The organism is Pseudomonas sp. PS01298 (genome assembly GCF_029959745.1).
Taxonomy (GTDB): Bacteria; Pseudomonadota; Gammaproteobacteria; order Pseudomonadales; family Pseudomonadaceae; genus Aquipseudomonas; species Aquipseudomonas aylmerensis.
On the sequence record NZ_JASCPP010000018.1, the window covers coordinates 25,641 to 39,794 of the forward strand.

Here is a 14,154-nt window from a genome sequence, read left to right on the forward strand (position 1 = left end):
CTTTGATGGGTTGCTTGCATGTTGAATACGGCGAAGGTCAAGAATACGCTGCGCTCAAACTTTTTTAGTGGGTTGATATTATTACCGAGCACGGCTATGGCGAGCGGGGATATTGAGTTCAATACAGACGTCCTCGATCTAAGTGATCGGACCAATATTGACTTGTCTCGGTTTGCCCGCAGCGGTTTTATTCTGCCTGGTACTTACTCGATGGTGGTGCAGATCAATAATCAGGCGATGGCCGAGCAATCGGTGGCGTTCTATCCACCCGATAATGATCCCAAAGGCAGCCAGGCCTGTCTGTCGCCGGCGCTTGTGGACCTGCTGGGCCTGAAAGTGTCGAGCGCTGCCGAACTCAAGTGGTGGAAAGGCCATGACTGCCTGGATATAGAAAGCTTGCCGGGCATGGAGGTCAGTGGCGATCTGGCCACCTCCACGCTGAACATCAGCGTGCCCCAGGCCTACCTTGAATACAGCGCCATCAATTGGGATCCACCTTCCCGCTGGGATGAGGGCGTGCCGGGGCTGCTGATCGATTACAACATGACGGTGCAGTCCCGCTACCAGAAGAATGACGGCACCCGTAACAACTTGACGGGTAACGGCACCGTGGGGGCGAATGCCGGGGCCTGGCGCCTGAGGGCGGACTGGCAGGGGCGTGTCGAAAAAGGCCTCGACAGTGGGTACGGCGATCCACAACAGCTGGAGTGGAGTCGTTACTACGCGTATCGCGCAGTGCCTGCGCTGAAGGCGCGCCTGACGGTGGGAGAGGACTATCTGTACTCGGACCTGTTTGACAGCTTCCGCTATACCGGTGCCGCACTCGTTTCGGATGCAAGCCAGCTGCCACCCAACTTGCGCGGTTATGCCCCGGAAGTGGTGGGCGTCGCCAAGACAAACGCCCGGGTTGTTATCAGCCAGAAGGGCCGCGTGCTGTATGAAACGCTGGTCGCTGCAGGCCCGTATCGTATCCAGGACCTCAATGACGCCGTCAGCGGCACCCTGGATGTACGGGTGGAAGAGCAGGATGGTTCGGTCCACACCTTCCAGATCGACACGGCAGGCATTCCCTACCTGACGCGTCCTGGCCAGGTTCGTTACAAGCTGGCGTTGGGGCGGCCCTCCGATCTTCAATACGGCGCCAATGGCAATTTTTTCGGTACCGGTGAGTTCTCCTGGGGCGTCAGCAATGGCTGGTCGCTGTTCGGCGGTGCTATCACCGATAACAACTACCGTGCGTTGTCGGTCGGTGCCGGTCGTGACCTGTTGGCGTTCGGCGCCGTATCGCTGGATGTCACCCAGTCCCACGCCAGCGTGTGGAATCAGGCGCTCTCGGGCAAATCCTACCGCCTTCAATACTCCAAGCACTTCGAGCAGTACGACAGCCAGGTGACGTTTGCCGGCTACCGGTTTTCCGAGAAAAACTACTTGAGCATGAGTGAGTACCTGGACGCCAGCCATTATGGGTTGAATGGCGAGCTCGGCGGGATCGAGAACGTAGAGATCATCGAGGGCTGGAAACCGATTGGCGACAGCAAGTCACTGTATACGGTGACGCTCAATAAACAGTTTCGTGACCTTGGGGCGACCGTCTACGCCAGTTACAACAAACAGACGTATTGGGGGCGCCCGGACACTCAGCGCTGGAACCTGTCCATGTCGCGCTACTTTAATCTGGGGACAGTCAGGAACATGAGCCTGTCCCTGAATATGTACCGCAGTCAGGAATACGCCTACAAGGATAGCGGAATGGCGCTGACGGTCAGCCTGCCATTGGGGCGCAGCGGCACACTGTCGCTGGATGGCAGCAGGACCTCGGGCAAAGAGAGCTATGCCACGCGTTACAGTGACCGCCTCGATGAGCGCAATAGCTATCAGCTCAGTGCAAGTGACAACTCTACCAGCGGTTACCTGAGCCATATTGGCGACCAGGCTGACATCGATCTCAGCGCCAGCACACAACAAGGCAATGGCAGGACCCTCAGTGCGTCTGTTCGCGGTGGCGGCACACTCACGCCCTACGGCGCAGCCCTGCACCGAACCAATGCCGTTGGCGGAACCCGTCTGATGATCGATTCCGGCGGGGTACCCGACGTGCCTGTGCGGGGCTACGGCGTGTCGACCCGCACCAACATCTTCGGCAAGGCGGTGATCTCCGATATCAGCAGCTACCAGCGCACGGCCGCCAGTGTCGACCTGGAGAGCTTGCCGAGCAACGTCGAAGCCACGCAGTCGGTGACGCAACTGACACTCACCGAAGGGGCCATCGGTTATCGATCGCTGGAGGTGATTGCCGGTGAAAAGGCCATGGCCGTGCTGCGCCTGCCGGATGGCAGTTCACCGCCCTTCGGCGCGACGGTGAAGAACCTAAAACAGCAGGACACCGGGATTGTGAACGACGGCGGTGCTGTTTACCTGAGTGGCATCCAGGCCGGCGAGCAGATGATTGTCAGTTGGAGTGGCCTCGAGCAATGTCTGCTCACACTCCCTGTGGTTTTGCCAGCCGACAGCTTGAGCGATGCCCTGCAACTGCGCTGCCAGAGTGTAGCCACTGATCAATCCTCACCCGAGCCAGCATCGCTGACCGGCAAGCGTACCGATACGGAGAACCCCGCCTCATGATGCTCAATACGCGCTCTAGATTCCTGCTCTTCGCACTCTTGGCTACAGGCCTGAACCCGGCCGCCAACGCTGCGGTTGGCCTGGATCGCACCCGTGTGATCTTTGAGGGTGGCAAGGATGCCACCAGCGTGAACATCACCAATAACAACACCCAGTTGCCGTACCTGGCCCAAGGGTGGATCGAGGATGAGCAGGGCAACAAAATCACCTCGCCCTTGATCGTGCTACCGCCGGTTCAACGCTTGGAGCCCGGTAAACAAAGCCAGGTGAAAGTTCAGGCGTTGCCGGCGGTCAAATCGTTGCCCCAGGATCGCGAGACTGTTTACTACTTCAACCTGCGGGAAATTCCGCCGCGCAGCGACAAATCCAACACCCTGCAAATTGCGCTGCAGACCCGCATCAAATTGTTCTACCGCCCCCAAGCCATCATGCCCAGCCAGCAGGACTTGTCCAACCCCTGGCAGGAAAAGCTCACCCTGACCCGGCAGGGCGACCGATACCAGGTGAATAACCCCACGCCTTACTACGTGTCCCTGGTGGACGCGCGCAGCAGCAAAGACGGTAAAACCGTGGCGGGCTTTGAACCGGTGATGATCCCGCCCAAGGGGGCGCTGGCCTTGGGGCCAACGGCCACGGCACTTGGCCAGGCCCCGTATTTGGCCTACGTCAACGATTACGGTGGACGCCCGCTCCTGGCATTCACTTGCAGTGGCGAAACCTGCACCGTGAATGCGCAGGTCTCATCGCCTAATGAGTAGCGCCTGCTGCGGGAGAACGTCATGAAGTCGCACACCGTGAAAGTCTTGGGTTGCGTGTTATGTGTCCTGGCGGCGCGAGTAGGCGCCGAGGATGACGAAGGCATCGATGGCCAACGTGGGCGGTTGAACGTTAACGGGTCCATGCATGAATCGCCTTGCAGCCTGGAGATGACATCGCGCCATCAAACGATTGACCTGGGCGCCGTGTCGGCCAGCCTGCTGCTACGACCTGGCGACCAGGCGCCATCAAGGGCATTCCAGCTGCGCTTCCAGGATTGCCAGCGCACCGCCGGCAGCATCCGCAGCGAGCGTACCGGGAACCTGGCATGGAGTTCCCATCAACCGGTGTTGTCGGTCACGTTTCTCGCGCCTGCCGATGCCGATGATCCACGGCTGGTCAAAGTGCAAGGCATCACCGGGATGGGGCTGCGGTTGACCGATGCCCTGGGTCGGGACGTGCAACTGGGCTCCCGGGGCGAACCGTTGTTTCTGACCGAGGGCGGCAGTCTCCAGACCTGGAATGTTCAACCCACGCGCACCTCCGCGCCGTTGACCAGTGGGGCCTTCCGCGCCGTCGTGGATTTCAGGCTCAGTTATGAGTGAGGCCAATGTAATGACCAAGGCAGTCGGCCCGCGGGCCATTCTTATTGGGGCAGGCCTGCTGTGGGTCGCCAGCCAGGGTGTGCAGGCCGACACCAACCTGATTATCCGCGCGGTCATCATCGCACCTCCGCCGTGCATCATTAACGGCGCGAGTACGCTCAATGTGCCCTTTGGCAATGACCTTCTGACGTCACGGGTGGACGGTGTCAACTACCGTCGCAACGTGCCTTATACCGTCACCTGTGATGCCCCTTTCAGCAACGCCATGAGACTTGAACTCAGGGGCACGGGGGCCTCGTTTGATGCTCGCGTACTCTCGACCCGCAACCCGAATCTTGGGGTGAAACTGTTCATCAACGGTGCGGATTGGCCGCTGAATGCGGCCGTGAATTTTACCTATCCCAACTTCCCCGTCGTGCAGGCAGTGCCGGTCAAGCGCGCGGGCAGCGTCCTGCTCGGGGGCGCATTTGATGCCGCCGCCACGCTTGTGGTCGATTACCAATGATGAGGAATGCGCAATGACATGCGGGCAGCAGCGAGCCTTGCTCGCCTTGTGTTTGATCGGCCTGAGCAGCAATGCTTCGGCCAACTTGACGTTCAGCGGGACGCTCAACGAGCCACCGCCCTGCACGATCAATGCGGGGAACACGATCGAAGTCGATTTCGGCGATGTCGGCGTCAAGCGAGTCGATGGCGTGAGATACCGTCGAGCGCTCGGCTACATCATCAGCTGTGGTAGCGCCACGCTTCCGTGGGTGCTGAAGTTGAGTGTCAACGGCACACCCACGACGTTCGACGGCTCGGCTGTGCAAACCAGTGCGACAGGCCTGGGCATTCGGATATTCCAGAATAACCTGCCGTTTCGACTCAATACGCCACTGGACATAACCGTGTCGTCCCCGCCGATGTTGGAAGTCGTGCCGGTCAAACAGCCGGGTGCAACGCTGGCCCCCGCACGGTTTACAGCGGTGGCCACGCTGTTGGCCGAATACCAGTAGGAGTTGAATCCATGGGACATGAGAGTGTTCATCCCAGGTGGCTGTGCGCCGTGCTGGCCTGGGTGCCAGCCTTCAGCCTGATACCCGAGGCGTCTGCGACGGACAACCTGAATTTCAAGGGCAACCTGGTTGAACAGGCTTGCAACATCAGGCCTGGCGACGAGGCAATCACCCTGGAGCTCTGGGACCTGACCAGCAAGCACCTCTACATCAACACGCGCTCTGTGGGCAAAGGCTTCAAGCTGCATCTGGAAGACTGCGACACCACCATCGGCAACACGGTGACCATCACCTTCGGCGGTGTGGAAAACCGGGCGCTGCCCGGGTTGTTCGCGCTGGATAGCGGCAATGGTGCCTCGGGTATCGGGCTCGGTCTGGAGACGCTGAGTAACAAGCCATTGCCCGTGAACAAAGTCAGCGACGAACAGGTTTTGGCCAATGGCAGCAATGTCATTGAGCTCAAAGCCTACGTGCAGGGGGAGCCGGATGCCCTCAGGGAGCAGACCATAGGGCACGGAGCCTACAGGGTGACCTCGACGTTTACGCTGGACTACCCGTAGCGCTGTGAATCGTAACTCATAGGCCGCCACGGCCTCGGACGAACTTCAACTCTCTTCTGGACGGCACCAGACCGCAGGCCGATATTCGCTGCGCGGTGCCAGGGGAGGGAAGCCACGAGATATAACAAATGAAACGACTGCATGTAGCCATCGTGACTCTCGTCTTGCTGGGTGTCGGTACGACCGCGCAGGCGGTTGATTGCCGAGTGAATGGCGGGCCCTGGATCAATGGTAATCCCAACCTGGTTGTGCCGGTCACGGTCACCCTGAGCGCAGACCGCACGCGGGTTTTTATGGAAGGGGCAAGGCTGGAATGTCGATTTACCCCTGATGGAGGTCCATCTTCACGCGAGGACTACTGGACCACTGGCAGCGTCGCAGGCGCGCCCTGGTCTCCCGGCCCCAAGTTCAGCACTCAAGGGACGGGATTGCGGATTAACGGCGCGTTCTATAACACCCCTGTCCCGACGGGAATTCGGATAGCCACTATTCCGAACAATATGGCTGCTTACCCGATCAATATCACCCCCTACATTCTGTTGCGTAACTACCCGGCTACGCCGATCGACGTGCGAATAGGGGACAACCTCGGGCTATTGCGCCTCACCAGTTCGAACAATTATGACGCCACCCGGCCGCAACTCACCGTCACTTATACGGCCGCCAACACCTTCACCATTTCCCCGTCTACCTGCACGATCAACAATAACAACCCGATCGAGATCAACTTCGGCAATGTTCACCAGAGAGCAATCGGTACCGATCCGCTGACCACGACCATCCGCAGCAACCGCCGGCTCACTTATTCATGCCCGGACGGCGGGATCAGCACACCGATCACGATCACTTACAAAGGCACCGCCTCTTCGTTCGACACGCGTCTGCTGCGAATGACCAACCCGGACGTGGGGACGGCCCTTGTTCGTGGCGCAAGTGCGGTTCATGTCAACGGTTCATTCCTGACCCAAATTACCAACAGTGCGGGGGGCGACGATGTGACGTTTTCCCTGGTCCGGCGAGCAGGCTCCCTGCCTGCCGCCGGAGCCATCAGCGGCAGCGGAGTACTCGTAATGGGGGTGCCATGACACACCCCTGGCGTACGGCTTACTCCTCTTCGCTGCCGTCCGCACGCCAGTAGCCCACGGCCTTGAGGAACTCCTCATTGACCTTATGGGTGTCCAGCAGCACCCGGCGTACCTGGCGCGACAGCTTGGTTTCGGTGGCGACAAAGCAGTACAGCGAGCCACTCGGCAGCGTGAGGTTTTTCACGCGGTCGAGCAGGTCGTCCTGACCGCGCACCACCCAGATCACCTCCACATCGGCGGCGCTTTGCAGCGTTTGTTGTTCCGCCGCATCGGCGATCTCGATCACCGCCAGCACCTTGCGCCCCGCCGGCAGTTCTTCCAGGCGGCGGCCGATGGCCGGCAACGCGGTTTCGTCGCCGATCAGCAGGTAGCTGTCGAAGATGTCCGGCACGATCATCGAGCCGCGTGGCCCGCCGATGTACAGGTGCTGGCCGACCTTGGCCTGGTCGGCCCAGGTGGAGGCGGGGCCATCGCCGTGCAATACGAAGTCGATGTCCAGTTCACCGATGTCCAGGTCATAGCGGCGCGGCGTGTAGTCGCGCATCGCTGGCTGCGGGCCTTCGCCCTTGATGCTGAAGGTCGGGCTTTCCAGCGCGGCCTGTTCGGCAGCGTTCTGCGGGAACAGCAACTTGATGTGATCGTCGCTGCCCAGGCTGATAAACCCGGCCAGTTCCGGCCCGCCGAGGGTGATGCGGCGCATGCGCGGGGTGATGTCGACCACGCGCAATACCTGCAGGCGGCGGCGTTTGATCTCGTGGGTCACGCGGTGGATGGCTTGAGTATTCATTGAGCTTTCCCGTCGGCAATGGCTTGGGCGGTGCTGTTGAGCAGCGCCGCGACACGAACGATTTCTTCCGGGCTCCAGCGCCCGTGGTGCGAATGCAAGGCGTGGCGCAGGTTGTGCACCGCCTCGTGAATTTCCGGTGGACGGTCATGGCCGCGCAGCGAGCGTTTGCTCACTTCCATGCGCAGGCGAATGCCGTCGAGGGCCACCGTCTGTTCGCTTATGAAGAGACGACCGGCGTCGGTGATTGTGTAGCGTTTTTTCCCGCCTTCGGCGTCGCCGGCGATCAATTCGCTTTCTTCCAGGAAGGTCAGCGTGGGGTAGATCACCCCGGGGCTGGGGCTGTAGGCGCCGTCGAAGAGGGTTTCAATGCGGCGGATCAGGTCGTAGCCGTGGCACGGCTGTTCGGCGATCAACGCCGGCAGCAGCAATTTCAGGTCGCCCGGCGCAAAGACGCGCGGGCCGCGCCCACCGCGTTCGCGGCCAGGGCGTTTTTCGAAGCCATCGCGGTCGTCACCGTGGTCTCGGTGGTGATGAGGGTCTCTCACTGTCGTGTTCTCCTGTCTGATTTAGATACAACTTAAGATATATCTTACGTAAAGCGCAAAACCGTCTGACGAACGGTAGCGACAGGAAAACGCGGCTGCGCAAGGTGGCCGCCGCCTCCGAACAGGGCCTGGCCTTATCAGCGAATCAGCGCGGCTAAATGACCATTTTATGAAGACACCATCAGCTGGTTCAGTGGAGTTATTGCTCTAATGGCGGGGAATAACCAGAGCCGCTCTGGTGTGTAGCTGATGTCTTACAGAGTGCGGATTTATATAAGTAGTACTGTCCATGTTTGCGTGTAATAACAAGATGACAGTTAATATTCATCTTTTTGAATTTTATGGCTTTTTTCTGTATTTACGTGTCGTGTTTAATTACGGGTCAGCGCGAAAGGGCCGGCATCATCAAGTGGCGTTTCGAGGGACTATTTGCCTGCTTCGCAAGACCGGATTATTGGGTTTCGGCGGGGCGAGAAAACAGTTTTCTCAACTAACATTTGATGTCACCACAGGTACTAAAAATGCTTAAAAAGACCGCTTTCGTCCTGCCTCTCGTTGCTTTGGCGATCGGCTCCTCCAGCGCTTTCGCTGCCGGTGAGGCCAGCAGCGTCATCAACATCAAGGCGACGATTCCTACCAAGCAGTTCCATGTGCTGCCACGTGATCCCAACTTCGGTCGCGACGAAACCATGAACTACAACCCCGTCACCGGTGAACTGAGTTCGCTGCGCGCCACCTACGACCTGAAAAACACTGACGGTTCGATCCACGCCTACATCGAAGGCGGCCCCGCTTCGTTGACCAACGGCACCTCCGCGATCGCACTGACCAACACCTTCAACGGTGTAGTCCTGACCGGCGCGCCACTGGAAGTGGCCGATGACGCAAGCACCACCCCAGGCACCCAGGCTGACCTGGTCGTGGCTGCCGCCAAACCTGCAGATGGCGTATCCGGGCTGTTCACCACCAACTACACCATCGTCTTCGACCACGTGCCACGCGTCACACAGTAAGGCCTGATCAGCACCGGCTTATTGTTGGGTAGCGATACCGGTCGACAGGCAGTCGCTGTCGGTCGACCGGTTTTGCGTTTGAAGTCCGAAATCAGAGTATTCCGTTCATGTTCCCGATGACTTCCATCGCGGCAGCGCTTGCCTTGTTGTTTTGTGCGGGCGCGTTGGCGGCAGGTACCGCCGAAGGCACAACACCGCGTAGTTTGCTTTCCCAGGCCAAGGGATTGCCGGCGGACTTTGAAGAGCACTTTTTTGATGTCCCCCTGGCCGTCAGGGTTGAACTGGACCAGGAGTTTGTCTCCGAGGCAATGATCGTCCTGACCCGTGACGACCGCCTGACCCTGCTCGACTTTACCGACCACGACGGCAGCGTCATCAAGGATGAAGAGCGCGACCACTGGGCCGATTACCTGAAGCAGGGTGTGGCGCTCGGTGCCTGCGCCAGCAACTGCCCCTCGGGGCTCATGGCCGTGCACTACAACCTGGAAAACTCCACGGTGTCCCTGCTCACCGAAAACGCCGAGCGTGATGCCCAGGAGCAGCGTTATTACTTCCTGCCCACCGGCGGCAGCACCGGCCTGATCGTGCGCAACCAATTGAACCTCAGCGGCGGCGGAGGCCAGGACCTCGGCGGGCGCTTCGGCGTCGACGCCAGCAGTAGCCTGGGCCTGTGGAGCCAGACGCTGAACATGCAGTTCTCGCGCCTTGGCGGCCCCGATGACGATGACCTCAACCACGCGGTGTACGCGCTCTACACCCAGCGTGAGCTGGAAGGCAACTTCCTGCGCCTAGGTTACTTCACGCCCAATGCCGAAGGCCTGACGCGCCAACTGCGCACCTTCGGGGCCAGCCCCGACACCGCCGTCGGCGTGATGTACGGCAGTTCCGACAGCCTGGTGATCAGCAACGCCAAGCCTGCGGTGTACCCGATCTACGTCACCGCCAGCCGCCAGGCGTCGGTGGAGATTTATCGCAATGGCCTGCTGATCAACACGCAGCCGGTCGGCAGCGGCTTGCACAGCCTCGACACGCGGCCCCTGCCCGGCGGCATCTATGAAGTGGAAGTGCGCCTGGTGGAAGACGGCCAGATCACCAGCACCACCCAGGAGTTGGTGTACAAACCCAACAACTGGCGCAACCACGACGAGCGCTGGCGCTACAACCTGTTCGCCGGCCAGGAAAGCAAGCTGCTGAGCAACTTCGACGAGCAGAGCAGCGGCAGCCCGACTGCCGGCGTCTCCCTCAACTACCTGGCGCATCCGCGTGTGGTGCTGGGGGTGTCCGGGCGCCAGGTCAAGGACAACATGCAGTACGGCACCTCGTTCGACTGGACCCTTGCCGACCAGGCCAGCCTGTATGCCAACGTCTACTGGACGGAAAAATACGGCACCGGCCTCGACTTCAATGGCCTGTACAACTACGGCCTGGGCAGCGTGGTGTTCAACCACACGCGCAGCTGGCTCGACACCCGCAATACCTACGAAACCCTGCCCGACGGCACGCGCATTCGTCAGCGCGACGTGTTCATCGGGCAGACCAGCAACTCGTCGATTTCGGTTAACCACCGCCTGAGCAACCTGCGCTCCATCAATGCCCGGCTGTTCTACAGCGAGGGCAACAACGAAGGTGTCGGCCTGGACCTGGGGTGGACCGAACGTACCCACCTGTTCGGCAACGACGCCAACTGGCGCGTGTCGGTGTTTGACCGGCCTGCCAGCTTCGCCACGGGCGAGCAGCGCAATCGCGGGGTCGACCTGAGCATCAGCCTGGCCCTCGGCGCGCCGGGCGAGCAATGGTCCGCCAGCATCGGCACGCGGACTTCCCGCGACGGCACCCGGGACAACAATGCTTCGCTGACGTACCGCAAGGACCTGCAGGACCACCTGCTGCAAAGCGTGTCCGCCACGACAACCACCGACACCTACGGCATCGGTTTGTCCGGCATGGCCAGTTTTGAAAACGAGTACGTCAACGGTGACGGCTACCTGCAGCGCTCCTCGTTCAACGACGACTTGAGTGGCGGCCTGAACCTGGACAGCACGTTCGCCGTCGGCCAGCAAAAGATGGTGATGACCAGCCAGTACCACGGCAACGGCTCCGGGCTGATCGTGGACGTGGAGACCGACGTCGACGACATCGCCCTGCGCGCCGACGACCTGAGTGGCGGCAGCACGGCCTTGCGTCCCGGTCGCAACTTCATCCCGATCACAGCCTACAAGGGCAGCTCGGTGAGTTTCGACTTCGACGGCAACCATGCGCCGTCGGCCTCGATCCAGCCGCCGCGCACGCGCTACCACCTGAACAAGGGCGGGGTGGAGTACCGCAAGATCAGCGTGATGCAAACCGTCACCGTGCTCGGCCGTCTGGTCGACCCCCAGGGCAAACCGCTCAAGGGCCTGCACGTCATCAATCACGCCACCCGTGGGGTGAGCGAGGTCGACGGGTTCTTCTCGCTGGAAATGAACGCCAGTTCACCGACCCTGGAAGTGCGCCGCAATAACCAGTTGCTCTGCCAGTTCCGGCTCGATCCTTCCAAGGCCCGCAGTGAAAACAACCTGCTGATGATCGGTGATTTGCACTGCACGCCGGACACGTTGGCCGAGTCCACCGCCACTGAACAGATTGCCGGTTGAGCATGATGACGAGAAAACCCAAGGTTATGAACAGCTTCCTTTTACGCACCACGGGCACGGCGATGCTGCTGTGTTCCTTCGCGGCGTTGGCTGACGAGGACATCACTGCGCGCTTCCGGCCGGACCCCAGCAACCCTATGGTGAACAAGTTCGAGAACACCACGCCGATCAGTTCGATCTGCGGTTACCACATTGCAGCGCGCTGCAAGGCGATGGGGATTTTCAGCCTGCGGGATGTGAACCTCAGGATCGCCAGCAATGCGCCGATCATTGCCAATCATGAGCAGGAGCGCCAAGGCTTCATGGTCAAGGTGCCGTCCGATTGGCGTGATTTGACCGTAACGCATACCGCCACCCAGGAAACCGAGATCGTTCAAGTGCGGATCGCCGGCATCGGCGGGTTTTGGTCGATCCCTCGACCGCCTGGCGTGTCGGGGTGGGCGCAGCCAGGGGTCGGCTGGTCAACGCAGTGGCGGTCTGCGCCTTCACCTTGCCAAAGTACCAACCACCTTGCAGCAGGTACCGCGTCTGCTTCGTACTTCTGGCTGACGCCTGAAGGTGCTGGCCCTTGCAGCCGGAAACCATCCGAGGATCTGCTCAGGATGAGCGTCAACACCATGGAGTACGCCTACGAACTGCGCACGCCCAACCCGTTGGGCATGTCCAGTGGGCTGTACACCGGCAGCATCACCTACAGCATGGGCCCGGGCGGCGATTACGATTTCGGCGACGTCATGATGCCCTCGAAAAACGCCCTCACTCTCAACTTCACCTTGAGCGTGGAGCACGACCTGAAGGTCGACGTGCCGCCCGGTGGCAACCGAATCGAGCTGGTGCCCCAGGGTGGCTGGCAAGCCTGGCTCAGCCAGGGCCGCAAACCCGCCCGGCTGTTCCGTGACCAGACCTTCCACATCTCCGCTTCATCGCGTTTCAAGATGCAGATGGCCTGCGAGCGTGTCATCGGGGACACCTGCGCCCTGCGCAACACTACCGATGGCCACGAAGTGCCGGTGGATGTCAGCGTCAGCCTGCCCCATGGCCTGAACCGTGAAGACGGCGGCGCCGTGATTCGTCAGCCGCTGTTATTGAGCGGCGCCGGTACCGAGCAGTTCCAGCCAGGGTTTTATGTCAGCCGGCGACCCGGCACCTTGCATTTCGAGGTCCAGAAGCCATACGCCGACCAGATGGTCGAGCGCGGCGGCAGCACGTACGCGGGCCAGGTTTCGGTGATTTGGGATTCGGATCTCTAGATGAGGCTCATGACAATGAAACATGTGTTGGCGCTGTGTGCGCTGTGCTGGTTGCCGCAGTCGGTACCGGCGGCTCCGAATATCAATGTCGGGGTGTTTTATGACTACCTGGACGCCGATAAAAGTACCTACCTGAAACGCGTGTTCAACAGTGGTGACAGCACGGCCTTCATCAAGGTCGCGGTGATGGAAATCCTCTACGACAGCGACGGCGGTTCCGCGGAAGTCGAGCTCAAGAGCGATGCCCAGACCGGTGTCCGCGATGGCCTGATGGCCACGCCGTCACGCCTGATCGTGCCGGCCAATGGCGTGCAGGGCACGCGCTTGCTGTACCTCGGCGAGCGCGAAAAAGAGCGCTACTTTCGCGTGCGTTTTGTGCCGGTGATGCCCGAGCAGGACGACGAGTTTGCCGTGTCGGAGGAGGAGCGCGACGCCTACAAGACCCGCATGTCGGCCGGGGTCACGGTGCTGGCCGGGTTCGGCACGGTGTTTTTCGTGCGGCCCAAGGTCACGCGGTTTGTCACCCGTGTCGATGAGCAACCCGTTGAGTACGGGCTGCATAACGACGGTAACAGTGTGGTGGTGGTCGATGAGTTCAAGGACTGCGCCAGCGGCGATAGCCAGGACTGCCGACCGGTGACCAAGCATCACATTTTGCCGGGTCGTGCCTTCGGTTTTACCAGGCAGGCCGGGCGTACCTATCGCTTTACCCTGATCGAGGGCAGCGAGAAAACACCCTATGAGGTCAAAGGCTGATGGTCAGTGAAATAGCCCAGGCACGCGCATACCGTGCGTGCAGAAGGTGCAAGGTCATGTCGGCGGCGCTGCTGCTGATGGTGCTCGCGTTGCTCAGTACCCAAGCCCTGGCGATCCGTGAAGAGCAGGTGTTTGACGTTTCGGTGACCATCCCCACCCAGGATTTTTATGTACTGCCGATCAACCCCGGGTTCTTCGAACGTGAACAACAGATGGTCTGGGACCTGGTGCCGGGACGCCTGCGACCGGTGCGCGAACATTTTGACGTGAAGAGTTCGGCGGGCGGCATCAACGCACGGCTGGGCGCGCTGCCGATGCTGTTCAACGGCGGGCGTACCTACATCGACTTGAGTGTGACCTTCAACGGCCAGGTGCTGGGCCTGGCTGACACCCTGGTGGTGCCGCAGGCCGAGGCCAGCCAGGGCAAGCGCGTGCTACTGGATATCTCGGCGGTCGAGCCGGCGGAGGGGTTTACCCCGGGTGAGTACTACGGCAGCGTCGAGTTGCTGTTCGATGCGGTACGGCCGTAATGGTTTTTCGAGGA

Annotated in this window: 14 protein-coding genes; 12 read left to right on the forward strand and 2 right to left on the reverse strand. The window is 60.5% G+C overall.

Annotation, left to right across the window (positions count from 1 at the left end; all coding sequences use genetic code 11):
- Positions 1 to 18: 18 nt before the first annotated feature.
- The 7 genes from QMX97_RS09610 to QMX97_RS09640 all read left to right on the forward strand — a co-directional run bounded on the left by QMX97_RS09610 (position 19) and on the right by QMX97_RS09640 (position 6,626).
- Complete coding sequence (locus QMX97_RS09610; RefSeq protein ID WP_282396786.1) at positions 19 to 2,622, forward strand: outer membrane usher protein; 2,604 nt, start codon at positions 19 to 21, stop codon at positions 2,620 to 2,622.
- Positions 2,619 to 3,380: a fimbria/pilus periplasmic chaperone gene (locus QMX97_RS09615; RefSeq protein ID WP_065906875.1), complete on the forward strand. Its 762-nt coding sequence runs from the start codon at positions 2,619 to 2,621 to the stop codon at positions 3,378 to 3,380. Before QMX97_RS09610 ends, QMX97_RS09615 begins: the two co-directional genes overlap by 4 nt.
- 21 nt (positions 3,381 to 3,401) lie before the next feature.
- The gene (locus tag QMX97_RS09620; protein WP_201143600.1) at positions 3,402 to 3,983 is read left to right on the forward strand and encodes a fimbrial protein; all 582 of its coding nucleotides are present in this window, start codon (positions 3,402 to 3,404) and stop codon (positions 3,981 to 3,983) included.
- A 10-nt stretch (positions 3,984 to 3,993) separates the two neighbouring features.
- Positions 3,994 to 4,488 (forward strand): fimbrial protein, encoded by a 495-nt coding sequence (locus tag QMX97_RS09625; RefSeq protein WP_106805717.1) that lies wholly within the window; start codon positions 3,994 to 3,996, stop codon positions 4,486 to 4,488.
- Between the two features lie 13 nt (positions 4,489 to 4,501).
- A complete protein-coding gene (locus QMX97_RS09630; protein WP_106805050.1) occupies positions 4,502 to 4,981 on the forward strand; it encodes a fimbrial protein in 480 nt (159 codons plus the stop codon).
- A gap of 11 nt (positions 4,982 to 4,992) precedes the next feature.
- The gene (locus QMX97_RS09635) at positions 4,993 to 5,541 is read left to right on the forward strand and encodes a fimbrial protein (RefSeq protein WP_120447712.1); all 549 of its coding nucleotides are present in this window, start codon (positions 4,993 to 4,995) and stop codon (positions 5,539 to 5,541) included.
- Positions 5,542 to 5,669: 128 nt separating this feature from the next.
- Positions 5,670 to 6,626 (forward strand): fimbrial protein, encoded by a 957-nt coding sequence (locus QMX97_RS09640; protein WP_282396787.1) that lies wholly within the window; start codon positions 5,670 to 5,672, stop codon positions 6,624 to 6,626.
- 19 nt (positions 6,627 to 6,645) lie between these two features.
- Here QMX97_RS09640 and QMX97_RS09645 read toward each other — a convergent pair whose 3' ends face one another.
- Both QMX97_RS09645 and QMX97_RS09650 read right to left on the reverse strand, forming a co-directional pair.
- Positions 6,646 to 7,413 (reverse strand): siderophore-interacting protein, encoded by a 768-nt coding sequence (locus QMX97_RS09645; RefSeq protein WP_282396788.1) that lies wholly within the window; start codon positions 7,411 to 7,413, stop codon positions 6,646 to 6,648.
- A complete protein-coding gene (locus QMX97_RS09650) occupies positions 7,410 to 7,958 on the reverse strand; it encodes a PadR family transcriptional regulator (RefSeq protein WP_120447714.1) in 549 nt (182 codons plus the stop codon). Before QMX97_RS09650 ends, QMX97_RS09645 begins: the two co-directional genes overlap by 4 nt.
- Before the next feature lie 521 nt (positions 7,959 to 8,479).
- Between QMX97_RS09650 and QMX97_RS09655 the strand changes: the two genes are divergently transcribed.
- The 5 genes from QMX97_RS09655 to QMX97_RS09675 all read left to right on the forward strand — a co-directional run bounded on the left by QMX97_RS09655 (position 8,480) and on the right by QMX97_RS09675 (position 14,140).
- On the forward strand, positions 8,480 to 8,971 hold the full coding sequence (locus tag QMX97_RS09655; RefSeq protein WP_065906859.1) for a CS1 type fimbrial major subunit: 492 nt from the start codon (positions 8,480 to 8,482) through the stop codon (positions 8,969 to 8,971).
- Positions 8,972 to 9,078: 107 nt separating this feature from the next.
- Positions 9,079 to 11,604, forward strand: coding sequence for a CS1-pili formation C-terminal domain-containing protein (locus QMX97_RS09660; protein WP_282396789.1), 2,526 nt, complete (start codon positions 9,079 to 9,081; stop codon positions 11,602 to 11,604).
- Positions 11,605 to 11,630: 26 nt separating this feature from the next.
- Positions 11,631 to 12,854 (forward strand): hypothetical protein, encoded by a 1,224-nt coding sequence (locus QMX97_RS09665; RefSeq protein ID WP_282396790.1) that lies wholly within the window; start codon positions 11,631 to 11,633, stop codon positions 12,852 to 12,854.
- A gap of 15 nt (positions 12,855 to 12,869) precedes the next feature.
- Complete coding sequence (locus QMX97_RS09670; RefSeq protein WP_282396801.1) at positions 12,870 to 13,610, forward strand: molecular chaperone; 741 nt, start codon at positions 12,870 to 12,872, stop codon at positions 13,608 to 13,610.
- Between the two features lie 56 nt (positions 13,611 to 13,666).
- The gene (locus QMX97_RS09675) at positions 13,667 to 14,140 is read left to right on the forward strand and encodes a CS1 type fimbrial major subunit (protein ID WP_282396791.1); all 474 of its coding nucleotides are present in this window, start codon (positions 13,667 to 13,669) and stop codon (positions 14,138 to 14,140) included.
- Positions 14,141 to 14,154 lie beyond the last annotated feature (14 nt).